The organism is Nonomuraea sp. NPDC005501 (genome assembly GCF_040605905.1).
Lineage (GTDB): Bacteria > Actinomycetota > Actinomycetes > Streptosporangiales > Streptosporangiaceae > Nonomuraea.
Map to the genome: position 1 here is coordinate 12,042 of NZ_JBEXDT010000107.1, position 15,655 is coordinate 27,696.

The 15,655-nt window shown below is 73.4% G+C and carries 15 protein-coding genes; 7 read left to right on the plus strand and 8 right to left on the minus strand.

From position 1 onward, the window contains the following. The first annotated feature begins 9 nt into the window (after positions 1-9). Genes ABZS51_RS36100 through ABZS51_RS36110 form a run of 3 tightly spaced genes read left to right on the plus strand, consistent with a single transcriptional unit; the run spans position 10 to position 3,784 of the window. Positions 10-2,073 carry a DUF6421 family protein gene (locus ABZS51_RS36100; RefSeq protein WP_355450891.1) on the plus strand — a complete coding sequence of 688 codons (2,064 nt, stop codon included), beginning with the start codon at positions 10-12 and terminating at the stop codon, positions 2,071-2,073. After that, the gene (locus tag ABZS51_RS36105) at positions 2,070-2,699 is read left to right on the plus strand and encodes an SDR family NAD(P)-dependent oxidoreductase (protein ID WP_310715917.1); all 630 of its coding nucleotides are present in this window, start codon (positions 2,070-2,072) and stop codon (positions 2,697-2,699) included. The genes ABZS51_RS36100 and ABZS51_RS36105 overlap by 4 nt, the downstream gene beginning before the upstream one ends. Then, on the plus strand, positions 2,696-3,784 hold the full coding sequence (locus ABZS51_RS36110; protein ID WP_355450894.1) for a low specificity L-threonine aldolase: 1,089 nt from the start codon (positions 2,696-2,698) through the stop codon (positions 3,782-3,784). Before ABZS51_RS36105 ends, ABZS51_RS36110 begins: the two co-directional genes overlap by 4 nt. On the opposite strand, the gene ABZS51_RS36115 is transcribed toward ABZS51_RS36110, so the two are convergent. Next, on the minus strand, positions 3,781-5,193 hold the full coding sequence (locus tag ABZS51_RS36115; RefSeq protein WP_355450897.1) for an NAD(P)/FAD-dependent oxidoreductase: 1,413 nt from the start codon (positions 5,191-5,193) through the stop codon (positions 3,781-3,783). The genes ABZS51_RS36110 and ABZS51_RS36115 overlap by 4 nt on opposite strands. A 52-nt stretch (positions 5,194-5,245) precedes the next feature. Then, positions 5,246-5,905 carry a DUF305 domain-containing protein gene (locus ABZS51_RS36120; protein WP_310715923.1) on the minus strand — a complete coding sequence of 220 codons (660 nt, stop codon included), beginning with the start codon at positions 5,903-5,905 and terminating at the stop codon, positions 5,246-5,248. A gap of 149 nt (positions 5,906-6,054) precedes the next feature. Between ABZS51_RS36120 and ABZS51_RS36125 the strand changes: the two genes are divergently transcribed. Beyond that, entirely contained in the window at positions 6,055-6,768 is a 714-nt protein-coding gene (locus ABZS51_RS36125) for a DUF3105 domain-containing protein (RefSeq protein WP_310715925.1), read from the plus strand. 15 nt (positions 6,769-6,783) lie between these two features. On the opposite strand, the gene ABZS51_RS36130 is transcribed toward ABZS51_RS36125, so the two are convergent. After that, entirely contained in the window at positions 6,784-7,512 is a 729-nt protein-coding gene (locus ABZS51_RS36130) for an amino acid racemase (RefSeq protein WP_355450901.1), read from the minus strand. A 122-nt stretch (positions 7,513-7,634) separates the two neighbouring features. Between ABZS51_RS36130 and ABZS51_RS36135 the strand changes: the two genes are divergently transcribed. Further along, positions 7,635-8,204, plus strand: coding sequence for a helix-turn-helix domain-containing protein (locus tag ABZS51_RS36135; RefSeq protein WP_310715928.1), 570 nt, complete (start codon positions 7,635-7,637; stop codon positions 8,202-8,204). A 13-nt stretch (positions 8,205-8,217) separates the two neighbouring features. On the opposite strand, the gene ald is transcribed toward ABZS51_RS36135, so the two are convergent. Together ald and ABZS51_RS36145 are read right to left on the minus strand one after the other, a co-directional pair. After that, complete coding sequence (ald, locus tag ABZS51_RS36140; protein WP_355450904.1) at positions 8,218-9,342, minus strand: alanine dehydrogenase; 1,125 nt, start codon at positions 9,340-9,342, stop codon at positions 8,218-8,220. 18 nt (positions 9,343-9,360) lie between these two features. Then, positions 9,361-9,582, minus strand: a complete 222-nt coding sequence (locus ABZS51_RS36145) for a hypothetical protein (RefSeq protein WP_355450907.1) — start codon at positions 9,580-9,582, stop codon at positions 9,361-9,363. A gap of 1 nt (position 9,583) precedes the next feature. Between ABZS51_RS36145 and ABZS51_RS36150 the strand changes: the two genes are divergently transcribed. Continuing rightward, the gene (locus tag ABZS51_RS36150; RefSeq protein ID WP_355450910.1) at positions 9,584-10,585 is read left to right on the plus strand and encodes an excalibur calcium-binding domain-containing protein; all 1,002 of its coding nucleotides are present in this window, start codon (positions 9,584-9,586) and stop codon (positions 10,583-10,585) included. Here ABZS51_RS36150 and ABZS51_RS36155 read toward each other — a convergent pair. The 3 genes from ABZS51_RS36155 to ABZS51_RS36165 form a co-directional block, all read right to left on the minus strand. Beyond that, the gene (locus ABZS51_RS36155) at positions 10,582-11,961 is read right to left on the minus strand and encodes an NCS2 family permease (protein WP_310715934.1); all 1,380 of its coding nucleotides are present in this window, start codon (positions 11,959-11,961) and stop codon (positions 10,582-10,584) included. The genes ABZS51_RS36150 and ABZS51_RS36155 overlap by 4 nt on opposite strands. Before the next feature lie 59 nt (positions 11,962-12,020). Then, on the minus strand, positions 12,021-12,254 hold the full coding sequence (locus ABZS51_RS36160; RefSeq protein WP_310715935.1) for an EF-hand domain-containing protein: 234 nt from the start codon (positions 12,252-12,254) through the stop codon (positions 12,021-12,023). Positions 12,255-12,324: 70 nt separating this feature from the next. Then, complete coding sequence (locus ABZS51_RS36165) at positions 12,325-14,541, minus strand: molybdopterin cofactor-binding domain-containing protein (RefSeq protein ID WP_355450914.1); 2,217 nt, start codon at positions 14,539-14,541, stop codon at positions 12,325-12,327. Between the two features lie 95 nt (positions 14,542-14,636). Here ABZS51_RS36165 and ABZS51_RS36170 point away from each other — a divergent pair. Continuing rightward, the coding region (locus ABZS51_RS36170; protein WP_355450917.1) for a PucR family transcriptional regulator ligand-binding domain-containing protein at positions 14,637-15,655 on the plus strand (1,019 nt) is incomplete at its 3' end.

Sequence of the window (15,655 nt, forward strand, 5' to 3'; positions counted from 1 at the left end):
AGATCTTTCATGCAGGCTTTCCCCAGGGTGCTGTTCGACGAGGCCCACAGCGAGTCGTGGTCCATCCGCCGCGACGTGGCCGAGACCATCAACCCCGCCCATCCCGACGACAGCAGCTACGCCCGCGCGGCCGACCTGCTGCGGCACCTGGGGCACACGGTGACGGCCCACACCGGCGGCCCGCTGACGGCTGGAGCGCTCCAGGACCAGGACGTGCTGGTCATCGCGCATCCGGCGGACGAGCGATGGGAGCGCACCACCGGCCTCGGCTCCCCGGTCTTCGCCGAGGCCGAGCTCGACGCCGTGCGTGACTTCGTCGCCGGCGGCGGCGGCCTCGTCGTGCTCGCCGAGGAGGAGCAGGACAAGTACGGCAGCAACCTCGCCGACCTGCTCGCCCGCTTCGGCGTCGGGGTCGGTCACACCACCGTGCGCGACCCGAGGAACGCCCACCGCGGCGTGGCCACCTGGGTCGTCGCCGCCCCGGCCACCGGCGACGGCCTGCTCGCCGGCGTCAAGAGCGCCTGCTTCTACCGCTCCGGTGTCCTCACCGCCGACCCGGACGCCACCGTCCTGTTCGCCACCTCGCCGGACGCCGCCCCCGCCGGAGCCCCGCTCGCCGTCGCCCTGACCCACGGCGAGGGCCGCGTGGTCGTCTTCGCCGACTCCGACCTGTTCGGCGACGACTCCCTCGACGACCACGACCACCGGCAGCTCTGGAGCAACGTCGTCACCTGGGCCGCCCGCGTCCCCGCCGGCGCTTCCTCGGCCGCCGGCCGCGACGAGGTCAAGGCCGGGCTGTTCGCCGGGCTGAAGGCCGCCGTCGAGGAGCTGCGGCCCCTCCAGGTGAAGGACGGCTCGGTCCCGGAGGACAAGGAGCGGGCCAAGGAGCTGGTCGGCGTCATCGCCGCCCGCGTGGCCGAGCTCGCCCCGCACTTCCCGCACGACGCCGCCTACCTCCAGGCCGTCCAGGACGACCTGGCCGCCTGGTCCCGCCAGGACCTCGGGGTCCCCGACTTCCTCGCCTCGCTGGAGCTCTTCCACCCCGACACCCAGCGGACCGACGGGCTGGAGCACCTCGTGGTGTTCCCCATGTACACCCAGAACGGCAACCCGAACCGCAACCTCGAAGCGGTCTGGCTGCGCACCATCTGGCCCGGCTGGCTGGCCGAGCTGGAGGCCGGCGGCTACGACAACCCGATGTTCGTGCCCATCGCCTTCGAGGACTTCACCTCCGGCTACGACACCCACTCGGCCGTGCTCTTCCCCGAGACCGTCGCCGTGCGGCAGGCCCCGGCCCGCTTCACCTGGGGCGGCATCTTCGCCGACCGCGAGGCCGCCCGGTTCCGGCGCGTGTCGGGCGCGGCGACCACCACGCTCCGGCTCGACCTGCCGCCGGACGCCGCCCGGCTGCTCGCCTCGCAGCAGCTCGCCCAGGACACGTTCGTCATGTGGGACCTCATCCACGACCGCACCCACAGCCACGGCGACCTGCCGTTCGACCCCTTCATGATCAAGCAGCGCATGCCGTACTGGCTGTACTCGCTGGAGGAGCTGCGCTGCGACCTGACCGCGTTCGGCGAGGCGGTCAAGCTGGAGGCGCGGGGCGTGCCGCACGCCCGCTACGTCCAGCACGCCATCCTGTTCGACCGGCTCTTCCGCTTCCCGATCACCGGCGAGCGGGTACGCAACTACGACGGGCTCGGCGGCCAGCTGCTGTTCGCCTACCTGCACCGCAACGACATCGTCCGCTGGACCGACAACCGGCTCACCATCGACTGGGACCGGGTCGCCGACGGCGTCGCCGACCTGCGCGGCGAGGTCGAGAAGCTCTACCGCGACAGCATCGACCGCTCCAAGCTGGCCCACTGGCTGGCCGCCTACGAGCTGGTCAGCGCCTACGTCGAGCCGCACCCCGCCTCGACCTGGGCCAAGGGCGTCCAGGCCCTGCCCGAGGAGCAGAAGGCCAAGGTGGACGCGGTGCTGCCCGACGAGTTCCCCCTGAGCATGTTCTACGAGGCGCTGCGTCGTAAGCTGACCGACGTGGTCGAGTCGACGAAGGGGATCCGGGGATGATCGTCGTGGTGACCGGGGCCGGCGGCCCCACCGGTCAGGCCGTGGCCGGCCACTTCCGCGCCGGCGGGCACACCGTGATCGCCGTGGACCGCGACGAGGTCGACCTGCTCGACCGCGACGCCGTCCACGCCTTCGCGGCGCGCGTGGAGAAGGAGCACGGCCTCGTCGACGGCGTCGTCCACCTCGTCGGCGGCTGGCGCGGCTCCAAGAGCTTCGCCGAGACCGACCTCGGCGACTGGGACGCCCTGCACGATCTGCTGATCCGCACGCTCCAGCACGTCTCGCTGGCGTTCGAGCCGCTGCTGCGCAGGAGCGCCAACGGCCGGTTCGTGGTCGTCTCCGCCCAGGCGGCGCAGCGGCCCACCGCGGGCGGCGCCGCCTACGCCGCCGCCAAGGCCGCCGCCGAGGCGTGGACCCTCTCCCTGGCCGACGCGCTGCGCGACACCCGCTCAGCAGCCGTCATCCTCGTCGTCAAGGCGCTGGTCAACGACGCCATGCGCGCGGCCAAGCCGGAGGCGCGCTTCGCCGGGTTCACCGACGTGCGCGACCTCGCCCAGGCCGTCGACGGGCTCTACGACCGGCCCGCCACGGAGATCAACGGAACCCGACAGGACCTCACGACGTGACACCACGGCACGACCCCTCGCTCAAGGGCTTCGCCAGCGACAACTACGCCGGCGTCCACCCCGAGATCCTCCAGGCCATCGCCGAGGCCAACGGCGGCCACCAGATCTCCTACGGCGACGACGTCTACACCGAGGCGCTGGGCCAGGTCTTCCGCCGGCATTTCGGCGAGACGGCCCGCGCGTGGCCGGTGTTCAACGGCACCGCCGCCAACGTCGTCTCGCTGCGCTCCATGCTCGCCCCCTGGGAGGCGGTCGTCTGCGCCGAGACGGCCCACATCAACACCGACGAGGGCGGCGCCCCCGAGGTGGTCGCCGGCATCAAGCTGCTCACGGTCCCCACGCCCGACGGCAAGCTCACGCCCGAGCTGATCGACCGGCAGGCGTGGGGCTTCGGCGACGTCCACCGCGCCCAGCCACGCGTGGTGTCCATCTCCAACACCACGGAGCTGGGCACCGTCTACACGCCGCAGGAGATCGCCGCGATCTGCGCCCACGCCCACGAGCGCGGCCTGCTCGTCCACCTCGACGGCTCCCGCCTGACGAACGCCGCCGCCGCGCTCGACGTGCCCATGCGGGCGCTGACCACCGACGCGGGCGTCGACGTGCTCTCCTTCGGCGGCACCAAGATCGGCATGCTGTACGGCGAGGCCGTCGTGGTGCTCGATCCCGAGGCGGCCCGGGGCGTCGACTACCTCCGCAAGACGCTCATGCAGCTGTCGTCGAAGATGCGGTTCGTCTCCGCCCAGTTCGAGGCGCTGCTGTCGGGCGACCTGTGGCTGCGCAACGCCCGCCAGGCCAACGCCATGGGCCGGCGGCTGGACGAGGCGGTCCGCGGCCTGCCGGGCGTGCGGGTGCCGCGGCCCGTCGAGGCCAACGCCGTCTTCGCGATCCTGCCCCGCGACGTCACCGAGCGCCTGCAGAAGCGCTTCCGCTTCTACACCTGGAACGAGGCGACGGGCGAGGTGCGCTGGATGTGCGCCTTCGACACCACCGAGGCCGACGTGGACGCCTTCGCGGCGGCCCTCGCCGAGGAGCTCGGCGTCGGGTCCGGCGAGGAACCCGGCGAGGAACCCGGCAGGGGCTAGCCCGCGCGGAGGGCGAGGCGGGCGGCCTGCCAGCCGCCCATCCCGTGGGTGCCCGCCCCCGGCGGTGTCGCCGCCGAGCACAGGAACACCCCCGGCAGCGGGGTGCGCCACGGCGCCGGCGACCAGACCGGCCGCCGGGCGAACTGGCCGAGGCTCGCCAGTCCGCCGCCGATGTCGCCGCCCACCAGGTTGGCGTCGAACGACTCCAGCGCCGCCGGCCCCATGGCGTGCCGGGCCAGCACCCGGTCCCGGAACCCCGGGGCGTACCTCTCGATCTGCGCCTCGATCGCGGCCGTCATGTCCACGGCCGAGCCGTTGGGCACGTGGCAGTAACCCCACAGCGTGTGGCCGCCGCGGGTGGGGTCGGCCGCGTACGGCTGGACGAGCAGCACGTACGGGCGCGGCGAGTGGCGTCCGCGCGCCGTCTCGGCCTCGCTCAGCGTGATCTCCTCCAGCGTGCCGCCCAGGTGGACGGTGCCGGCCGAGGCGACGGCCGGGTCGCGCCACGGCACCGGCCCGTCGAGCGCCCAGTCCAGCTTGAACGCCCCCGGCCCGTAGCGGTAGCGCCGCAGCCGCCGCCGGTAGGCCGGGGGCAGCTCCGCCATCTCCAGGAACTGCCGGGGCGTCACGTCGAGCACGACCGTCCCGGCGTCGAGCTCCGCGAGCTCGCCCAGGTGGTGTACCCGATGCCCGGCGACCGCCTCCCCGCCCAGCTCGCGCAGTCTGGCCACCAGGGCGTCGGCCAGCGCCTGCGACCCGCCCCTGACCAGCGGCCAGCCCACCATGTGCGCCAGCGCGCCGAGCATCAGGCCGTACGCGCCGCTGAGCGGCGCGCGCAGGTCCAGCAGCGAGTGCGCGGCCATCCCGGCGAACACGGCCCGGCCCTCGGTGGTACGGAACACCCGCCGCGCGAACGCCGTGGCGGGCGCCAGGCCGGCGAGCCCGAACCCGGCCGCCGACGCGAACGCCCGGGGACCGCCGCGCCACGGCCCGAGCGGCCTCAGCAGCAGGTCGGTGAGCGGCAGGCCGGCGCGCGCGGCCGCGCCCACGCTCGCCCGCCAGGCCGCGCCGTCCACGCCCAGCCCTTCGGCGGTGCGGCGGGCGTCGCGGTGCACCAGCACCGCGGGCCGGTCGTCGAGGGGGTGGGCGGCGGCCACGGGCGGGTGCGCGAACTCCACCATCCGCTCCACGCCCAGCTCCCGGAACGCGGGCGAGGCCAGGGCCAGCGCCATGACCGTCGCCCCCACGTCGTGGACGCGGCCCGGCAGCGTCAGCTCCTCCGAGCGCAGCCCGCCGCCGAACCGCTCGGCCGCCTCCAGCAGCACCACCTCGCGCCCGGCCGCGGCGAGCATGACGGCCGCGACGAGCCCGTTGGGACCCGACCCGACGACGACCGCCCGGCCGCTCATCCGAGCCCGCTCACGTCGCGGCATCCGGGACCCGCGCCGGCCGGCCGGGGGATCACTTGAGGATGCTGGGGAGGGGCTGGGCGCCGCGGGCCCTGAGCAGGTCGGTCATGAGCTTGATCTCGCCCGTCTGACCCTTGACGATCTTGTCGGCCATGCCGGCGACCTCCTCCCGGTCGGACAGCCGCAGCAGCCCCTGGGCCATCTGCACGCCGCCCTCGTGGTGGCGGATCATGAGCTGGAGGAACTGCACCTCGGCCTCCTTGCCCCGGAGGGACTTGAGCCGGGTCAGCTCCTCGGGGGTGGCCATCCCGGGCATCACGCCGGGCTGGGCCGCCGTGCCGCCGCCGTGGCCGTGGCCGTTCATCCACGCCATCGGCCGCAGGTCGGTGGCCTGGTCGAGCCCCCACTGCTGGAGCCAGCCGAGGAACATCCCCCGCTGGTTGGACTGGGTGGTGATGATGTCGTAGGCCAGGTTGCGGATCTCCCGCGACTGGCTCTCGTCCCTGATCGTGAAGGCCATGTCGACGGCCTGCGCGTGGTGGGCGGCCATGTCGCGGGCGAACCCGGCCTCGGGGGAGGCGTCGGCCGGCGCGCCGCCCCGGCCGACCAGGAGGAAGAGCGCCGCGACGGCGACGATCAGGACGGCGCAGCCGGCGAGCAGGGTGCTCCGCGCGGACCGGGCGGGCCTTGCTGGGGTTTCGGGGTTGTCCATGGCGTGTCCAGCGTACCCATCCCGGCGGCCTGATCCCCGCCTTCCGGCCGCATGTGCACCGGGCGTCAGGTGGCTTAAGTCCGCCTTATTCTCCCCATACGATTCCAGGGCATAGGGTGGCCCGGAGTTGGCACGCCGATGGAGGACGGATGAAGGAGAAGGCGCAGGCCCGGCGCGAGCATCTGGAGAAGATGCGCGCCGAGCAGAAGCGCAAGGAGCGGCGCGCGGCGTTCCTCATGTGGGGCGCGGGCGGGCTCGTCGTCGTGCTGCTCGTGGGCGTCGTCGGCTTCTACCTGGTCAAGCAGGCCAAGGAGACCTCGCTCGACGCGGTGTCCAACTACTCCTACGAGGCGGGCCAGCACGTGTGGACCCCGGTGACGTACAAGGAGACCCCGCCCGTCGGTGGCCAGCACAACAACTACTGGCAGGCGTGCGACATCTACGACAAGCCCATCCACAGTGAGCACGCCGTCCACTCGATGGAGCACGGCGCCGTGTGGATCACCTACCGGCCGGACCTGCCCAAGCAGCAGGTGGACAAGCTCCGCGGCGTCGCCTCCAGCACGGGCCAGAAGGACTTCATGCTGGTGAGCCCGTACCCCAACCTGCCGTCGCCGATCGTGGCGTCTTCCTGGGGTCACCAGCTCAAGCTGGACAACCCCGACGACCCGAAGCTGCCCGCGTTCATCAAGAAGTTCCAGAACGGCAAGGACACCCCGGAGCCGGGCGCCATCTGCGGCGGCCCCGACGCGATCACCTCGACGGCCGACCAGGCCCCGCTGCCGCCGGAGCCGAAGGGCGACCAGCAGCAGCCGATGGAGACCCTCGCCCCGACCGCCAGCCCCACCCAGAGCGGCAAGTAGCGGCCCGGCGCCCGCTCACGACGTGAGCGGGCCGCCGCGCCACGACGGCGGCGGCCGCTCGCCCACGGCCACCTCGTAGGCGGCCCGCGCGAGCAGGCGGGTGGAGTCGAGCGTCGGCAGCGGGGAGACGTCCGGCGTCACGAGCAGCGGGATCTCCGTGCAGACCAGCGCGACCGCGTCGCAGCCTCTCGCGGCGAGCCGCTCGACGACCCGGACGTACTCCCGGCGGGAGGCGTCCGTGAAGATTCCGTTGACCAGCTCCTCGAAGATGATCCGGTTCACCGTCTCGCGGTCGGCGGGACCGGGGACCTCGGCGGTGAGGCCGCGGGCGGCCAGCGCCCGCGGGTAGACGGTCCCGTCCATGGTGTACCTGGTGCCGAGCACGCCCACGCGTCGCCGCCCCTCCGCGGCGGCCCGGTCGGCCACGATCTCGGCGATGTGCAGGCCGGGCAGCGCCAGGTCCGGGCCCGGGTGTTCGAGGGCCAGATGGGCGGTGTTGTCCGGGCAGGCGAAGAACGCGGCGCCCGCCCTGGCGAGGCGGTCCACGCTCACGGCCAGGGTCCGGCGGACGGCCGCGTGGTCGCCGGCGTCCCAGGCGGGCATGCTGCGGCCCATGGCGATGTAGTCGAGGGTCACGTCCGGGTGCTCGTTGCGCCCGGTGCGGCGGAAGCCCTCCTGGCAGTACTCCAGGAAGCAGAGCGCCGCGCCCTCCGTGCTGTGCGCGAGGATGCCGGCATGGGGCATGCTGATCCCTCCGGTGTTCGGTGTGCCGAACGGTTGTATCGTCAGAGTGGACCAGCCGTCCGGCGTTCGTCAAACCGAACGACCGTCCTGGAGAAGCGAACGCCCCGGAGGAGCGAACAACTGTGGGAAGCGGCACCGCCGGTGAGCCCGGCCTGATCGCGGTGATCGCCGCCTCGCTCCGCCGCGAGCGCGAGCGCGCCGGCCTGTCCCTGAGCGAGCTGGCCAAGCGGGCCGGCGTCGCCAAGTCCACCCTGTCGCAGATCGAGTCCGGCGCGGGCAACCCCGGCGTCGAGACGCTCTGGGCGCTGGCCACCGCGCTCGGCGTGCCGTTCAGCCGGCTCGTCGACCCGCCCCGGCCCGCCACCCGCGTGGTCAGGGCGGGGGAGGGGCCCGCCACCCACTCCGAGGTCGCCGGCTACGCGGCCACCCTGCTCGCCTCCTGCCCGCCGAACGCCCGCCGCGACCTGTACCGGGTCGTGGCCCGGCCGGGGGAGCCCCGCCTGTCAACGCCGCACCCGCCCGGCACGGTCGAGCACGTGGTCCTGGCCGCCGGCCGGGCCCTGGCCGGCCCGGCGGAGGAGCCGGTGGAGCTGCGGCCGGGCGACTACGTGACCTACCCGGGCGACGTGCCCCACATCTTCGACGCCCTAGCCCCGGACACCAGCGCGGTCTTCGTCATGGAGCACATCTGAATCCCCGGGCGGGCTAGGCGGGACGGCCGAGGACGTCCTCCGGCGGCGTCCACGCCAGGCCGTGGGCCTCGGCGACCGGGCGGCTCGTCAGGTGACCGTCGTGGGTGCTCAGCCCGCGCCCCAGCTCCGCGTCCAGGCGCATGGCCTGCCGCCAGCCCAGGTCGGCGATGGCCAGCGCGTACGGCAGCGTCACGTTCGTCAGCGCGTACGTCGAGGTGTGCGGGACGGCGCCCGGCATGTTCGCCACGCAGTAGAACACCGACTCGTGCACCCGGTACGTCGGGTCGGCGTGCGTGGTGGGGCGCGAGTCCTCGAAGCAGCCGCCCTGGTCGATGGAGACGTCCACCAGCACCGAGCCCGGCTTCATGCGGCTGACCAGGTCGTTGGTCACCAGCTTGGGCGCCCGCGCCCCCGGCACCAGCACCGCGCCGATGACGAGGTCCGCCTCCAGGACCGCGCGCTCGACCTCCAGCGTGTTGGAGGCGATCGTCTGGCAGTGACCCTGGTAGATGAGGTCCGCCTGGCGCAGCTTGTCGATGTTGCGGTCGAGCAGCACGACCTCGGCCTGCATGCCGAGCGCGATGGCCGCCGCGTTCATGCCGGACACCCCGGCGCCGATCACGACGACGTTCGCGGCGCGCACGCCGGACACGCCGCCCATGAGCACGCCCCGCCCGCCGCCGCTGCGCATCAGGTGGTAGGCGCCCACCTGCGGCGCGAGCCGGCCCGCCACCTCGGACATGGGCGCGAGCAGCGGCAGCGCCCCGCCCGTCGTCTGCACGGTCTCGTACGCCACCCCGGTGACGCCCGAGTCGAGCATCGCCGTGGTGCAGTCGTGCGAGGCCGCAAGGTGCAGGTACGTGAACAGCACCTGTCCCTTGCGCATCCGGTGGTACTCCTCGGCCACCGGCTCCTTCACCTTGAGCACGAGGTCGCCCTCGTCCCACACCTCGTCCGCCGTGTCGAGGATCACGGCCCCCGCCGCCTTGAAGTACATGTCCGGAATGGCGGAGCCGACGCCCGCCTCCCGCTCGACGAAGACCTGATGGCCGTTGCGCACCAGCTCGTGGACGCCCGCAGGGGTGAGCGCCACGCGGTACTCGTTGTCCTTGACCTCGCGGGGAACGCCGACCTTCATGACCCCACCCTCGTTTCGTCAGCCGGGCTGAATCGCTACCATTCCCTCCTTATTCCTCCATTTCTCCGCTTCTCTCAGGACGACGTGGAGGAATATCCGGTTGATTACCTTGGTGCCGCTCCTCCTCGATAGGCTCACCGGCAGCCCGTACGTCAGGATGGGGTCGTCGAGGATGGACAAGCCGGAGGAGCCGCCACCAGCGGCCCCGGAGGAGCCACAGGCCAGCAGGCTCACCACCATCGTGTTGATCGTCTCGCTCGTCCTCGTGGTGGTGATCGCGGGCGTGCTCGGCACCGTGGCCGTCCTCATGACGAGGAGCCCCGACGCGCCGCTGCTCGGCGGCGTGCCGCCCCAGCGCCTGCCGACGCCCATCCACTTCGCCCCGATCCGCGAGCAGAAGCCCGCGCCGTGCCCCGGCGCGGAGGCCGCGCTCGACGAGCGGCAGACCACGTGCTACCTGCTGGAGGACGGCGTCACGGTCGAGGCCGTGCAGCGGATCGAGCCGGTGCGGGAGAAGGACGGCACGTACTCCGTGCGCGTGGCGATCGCCCCGAAGTACAAGGAGAAGGTGGTCGCGCTCATCGACGAGATGGTGCCCGACCAGCGGCAGATCGCCGTCGTGCTGGTGCCCCGGACCGTCGTGGCCGCGCCCGTCGTCACCCAGAGCATGGACGGTGACAGCCTGAGCATCGCGGGCTTCACCAAGGAGGAGGCCGAGGCGCTGGCCACCCGCCTGCTCGGCAGCCCGCCCGCGACGGGCCAGCCGGGCACGGGCCAGCCGGGCACCGGCCAGCCAGGGACGGATCAGCCGGGGACGGATCAGCCGGGGACAGGGCAGCAGCCGGGGACCGGAGAGCAGCCGGGCACCGGACAGCAGACGGGGACGGGCCAGCCGCTGCCCGGCGCCACGAACCCGGCCACCCAGGGCACCTCCGGCACCGGACTCACCGACACCACGGGCGCCCAGACCACGGGCACCCAGACCATGGGCACCCAGACCACGGGCACCCAAACCACGGGCACCCAAACCACGGGCACCCAAACCACGGGCACCCAAACCACGGGCACCCAAACCGCGGGCACCCAGACCGGCCGCCGCGCTCCCGACCGCAGGTACACCAGTTGCAAGGAGGCCGTGGCCGCCGGCCGCGGCCCGTACACCAAGGGCACGCACGAGGAGTACTCCTGGTACGTCGACGTGGACGGCAACGGCGTGGCCTGCAACCCGGGCGACATCCGCTAGGCCGCCCACCCCCGCAGGGCCTCGATCGCGTAGTACGCCAGGAAGATCACCGACACCACCCACAGCAGCCACGGGATCTCCGCGAACTTCCCGCGCGCCGCCTTGATCAGCGTGTACGAGATCACCCCCGCGCCCACCCCGTTCGTGATCGAGTAGGTGAACGGCATCAGCGCGATCGTCAGGAACGCCGGGATGGCCATCTCCAGGTCGTCCCACGGCACGTTCTTGCTCTGCATCATCATCAGCGCCCCGACCAGCACCAGCGCCGGGGCCGCCGCCGCCGCGGGCACCACCCCGGCCAGTGGCGTGAACAGCAGCGTCAGCCCCATCAGCGCCCCGGTCACGACGGCGGCCAGGCCGGTCCGCGCGCCCTCGCCCACACCGGCCGCCGACTCGACGAACACGGTGTTGGCCGACGAGCTCGTCGCCCCGCCGATCACGCCGGCGATCCCGTCCACCGTGAGGATCCGCCCGAGCCTCGGCACCCGCCCCTGCTCGTCCACCATCCCGGCCTCGTCGCTCACGCCGATGATCGTGCCCATCGCGTCGAAGAACCCCGACAGCACCAGCGTGAACAGCACCACGGCCGCCGTCAGCACCCCCGCGCGGGCGAACCCGCCGAACACGTCCACCTGCCCGACCAGCCCGAAGTCGGGCGGCGCGACCAGCCTCTCGGGCACCCGCGGCTGCACCACGCCCCACGAGCGGGGCTCCACACGGGCCACCGCGTCCACGATCACCGCCAGGACCGCGGTGACGACGATGCTGATGAGGATCGCCGCCGGCATCCTGCGGACGTACAGGACGATCATCAGCAGCAGCCCGAAGGAGAACAGCGTGACCGGCCACCCCGTCAGGTGACCGGTCGAGCCGAGCTGCACCGGCGTCCCCGAGCCCGCCGTCACGAAGCCGGCGTCCACCAGCCCGATCAGCGCGATGAACATCCCGATCCCGACGCTGATCGCGTGCTTGAGCGCGAGCGGGATGGCGTTCATGATGAGCGCGCGCAGGCCCGTGACCGCCATCACGATGATGATCACGCCTTCGAGCACCACCAGGCCCATGGCCTGCGCCCACGTCATGTACGGCGCGGCCTGGTAGGCCACGACCGCGTTCAGCCCGAGCCCGGCGGCCAGGCCGAACGGGGCGTTGCCGACGAAGGCCATCAGCAGCGTGCTGAGGGCCGACGCCAGCGCGGTGGCCGTGGTGAGCTGCACGATCGTCAGCTTCGCGCCGGTCACGTCATGGGCGCCGGCGAGGATGATGGGGTTGAGCAGGACGATGTACGCCATCGCCATGAACGTCGTGAGACCGCCGCGCACCTCACGCCCGACGGTCGTCTCCCGTCCCGTCAGCTCGAACACCCTGTCGAGCACGGACCTCCCCCTTCGCCATGAGGGGGACTGCCGGTGCCCTTACCCGGCGAAAGAGCCGATCATGCCTGCTCGTGCCGGCCGCCGCCCACCAGGGCGACGAACTCCTCCAGCCCGATCCGGCCGTCGCCGTCGCTGTCGGCCGCCGCGATGAACGCCTCGACCTCCTCATCGGTCACGCCCTGGCCGCCCAGCGCCTGGTTGACCTGCCGGATCTCGGCCGCGGTCAGCAGTCCGTCGCCGTCGCTGTCGAACCGCTCGAACTCCGCCTTGGCCGCTTCACGCGCGTCCGCCATCGGATACCCTCCCCGTCGTCGGCCCCCTGACCCCGGCGGGAGTCGCCTCGCCGCCGGTGGGAGCCTGTCGTCAGACCGCGTCGTCGGACCGGTCCCAGAACAAGGCGATATCTTCGGGTCTGATTGGAACACGCGTCAACTTTCGCCCCGTCGCCGCGCGCACCGCCGCGGCGACGGCGGGCGTGGACGACAGCGTCGGAGGCTCGCCCGCGCCGCGCAGCCCGTACGGCGCCGCCGGGTCCGGGTTCTCCAGCACGCGCAGCCGCATGGGCGGCATGTCCAGGATCGTGGGGATGAGGTAGTCGGTGAACGACGGGTTCAGCACCCGGCCGTCGCGCACCTGGATCTCCTCCATCAGCGCCAGCCCGAGCCCCTGCGCCGAGCCGCCGTGGATCTGGCCCTCCAGCGCCTGCGGGTTGAGGACGCGGCCCACGTCCTGCACGGCCGCCAGCTCGACCACCTTGACCAGGCCCAGCTCCACGTCCACGTCCACGACGGCCCGGTGGACGCACAGCGCGAGCTGCGTGTGCGAGTCGCCCTGTCCCGTCTCCGGGTGCATCGGGTACGTCGGCCGGTGCCGGTACTCGCGGGTCTCCTCGATGGGGCCGAACTTCTCCAGCGCCTCCCGCGCGGGCAGCCCCTCGAACCGGGCGCGCACGGCCTCGCACGCGGCCTTGACCGCGCCGCCCGTCACGTACGACTGGCGGGAGGCCGACGACGAGCCGGCCGAGCCCACCGTGGTGTCGGCCGTCGCCACGGTCACGTGCTCGACGCCCAGCTCGGTCCGCGCGATCTGGGACTGGATCGTCACCAGTCCCTGGCCGACCTCGGCGGCGGCGGTGTGCACGGTCACGTGCGGCTCCCCGCCGACCAGCTCGGCCCGCACCCGGGCCGTCGAGTAGTCGTCGAAGCCCTCGGAGAAGCAGATGTTCTTGATGCCGACGCCGTAGCCGATGCCGCGCCGTACCGACTCGCCGTGGGTGGTCTGGGAGACGCCGCCCGGCAGCATCCGCAGGTCGGAACCGGAGCGCTCCGGTGGGAGGGGCCCGGGGAGGGGCATCGCCTCCAGCTCGCGCAGCATCTCGGCCAGCGGCGCCGGCGAGTCGATCACCTGCCCGGTGATGAGCGACGACCCCTGGGAGACCGCGTTGCGCACCCGGATCTCCACCGGCGACAGGCCGCACGCCTCGGCCAGCCGGTCCATCTGCGACTCGTACGCGTAACACGCCTGCACCGCGCCGAACCCGCGCATCGCTCCGCACGGCGGGTTGTTGGTGTAGACGCCCGTCGCGTCCACCCGCACGTTCGGCACCTCGTACGGCCCGGCGCCCAGCGAGGCGGCGTTGCCCACGACGGCGGGGGAGGAGGAGCAGTAGGCGCCCCCGTCGAGCAGGATGTCGGCCTTGACGTAGACCAGGCGGCCGTCGCGGGTGGCGCCGTGCTCGTAGCGCAGGCGCGCGGGATGCCGGTGGACGTGGCCGAAGAACGACTCCTCCCGCCCGTACACGATCTTGACGGGCCGGTCCAGCCGCAGCGCCAGCATGCAGGCGTGGACCTGCATCGACAGGTCCTCGCGGGCCCCGAACGCGCCGCCCACCCCCGACAGCGTCAGCCGCACCTTCTCCGGCGGCAGGCCGAGGCAGGGCGCGAGCTGGTCGCGGTCCACGTGCAGCCACTGGGTGGCGATGTAGAGGTCGACGCCCCCGTCCTCGGCCGGCACCGCCAGCCCCGACTCCGGGCCCAGGAACGCCTGGTCCTGCATGCCGACCTCGTACTCGCCGGTCACCACGACCTCGGCCTCGAAGGTGTCGCCCACCCGCACCGGCTGGTGTCGTACGACGTCGCGGGACTCGCGCGGGTCCGTCACCGCGGGCCGCACCTCGTAGTCGACCACGATGGCCGCCGCGGCCCGCCGGGCGGTCTCCGGATGGTCGGCCGCCACCAGCGCCACCGGCTCACCCTGGTAGCGCACCTGGTCGACGGCCAGCACCGGCTGGTCCTTGACGTCGAGGCCGTAGAACTTCTCGCCCGGCACGTCCTCGTGGGTGAGCGCGGACAGCACGCCCGGCACCGCCAGTGCCGGGCCCACGTCGATCGACCGGATCCACGCCGACGGGTGCGGGCTGCGCAGCGTCACGCCCCACACCATGCCGTCGATCCACAGGTCGGAGGCGTAGGCGAACTCGCCCGTCACCTTCAGCGTCGCGTCGGGACGCGGAGCGCTGGCGCCGACGCCCCAGGTCCGGGGGCCGGCCCGGGTCCCGGCTCGCGTCTCCGTCTCGGTCATCCTTCGAGTAGAGCACCGCCGCCGCGGCTCCTCCAATGCGCGGCGAGTGAAATCCCGGTCCGCACTCCACGGTGCGGACTTGTATATTCCTCCAAGTGCGCATCGGTGAGCTGCTGGCGGCGGAGGAGCTGCGGCTCCGGCTGCTCACCGGCGACCCCGGCGTCGAGTTCCGCGGCGTGCACATCACCGACCTGCCCGCGCCGGGCCGCTACCTGTCGGGCGGCGAGCTGGTGCTGACCGGGCTCATGTGGCGGCGCGGCCCCGCCGACTCCGCGCGGTTCGTCGCGGCGCTGGTGGCGGCCGGGGCGGCGGCCCTCGGCGCGGGCCTGGCCCGGCTCGGCCACGTCCCCGACGACGTGGTGGCCGCCTGCGCCGACGCCGGCCTGCCGCTGCTGGAGGTGCCCACCGAGGTGTCGTTCGGCGCGCTCGCCGAGCTGGCCGTGCCCCGCCCGCCCGGCGACCCCCGGGGCGCCCGGGGCGCCCGCGACATCCGCGACGCCCGCGACGCCCGCGACGCGCTCGGCCGTCACCGCCGCCTCGTCGCCGCCGTCGCCGAGGGCGCGGGCCTGACCGAGCTGTTCGCGCTCACGGCCGCCGAGCTGGGCGTCACCGGAGCCGTCGTGTCCGCCTCCGGCGAGGTGATCGCCGGCGAGGCGGACGACCCCGTACGGCTGGCCCGCGCCTACCTCACCGCGCCCGGACTGCCCTGCCGGGCCGGCGGGCACACCCTCTTCGGCGTGGGCCGCGGCCACCGCGCGGCCGGCTGGCTCCTCGCCTGCGAGGGCGACCTGATGGACCGGGCCGACCTGGGCCACGAGCTGGCCGCCTGCGTGACCCTCGAACGCAACCGGATGGAGGAGGGCCGCCGGGTCGAGCGACGGCTGGCCGAGCAGCTCGTCATGGCCGCCCTCACCGAGCCCGACCCGGCCGGCCTGGCCGCCCGGCTGCGCACCTGCGGCATCGGCCCCGACGAGCCGTACGTGGTGGCGAGCGCCGCCCTGCCCGGACACGGCCCGCGGGTCCATGGTCCGCCAGCGCAGGCTGGAGTCGTTGGAGATGTTGGTGAACAGCGCGACGATGGCCCCCAGCACACCCGGCACCACGAGCTTCACCC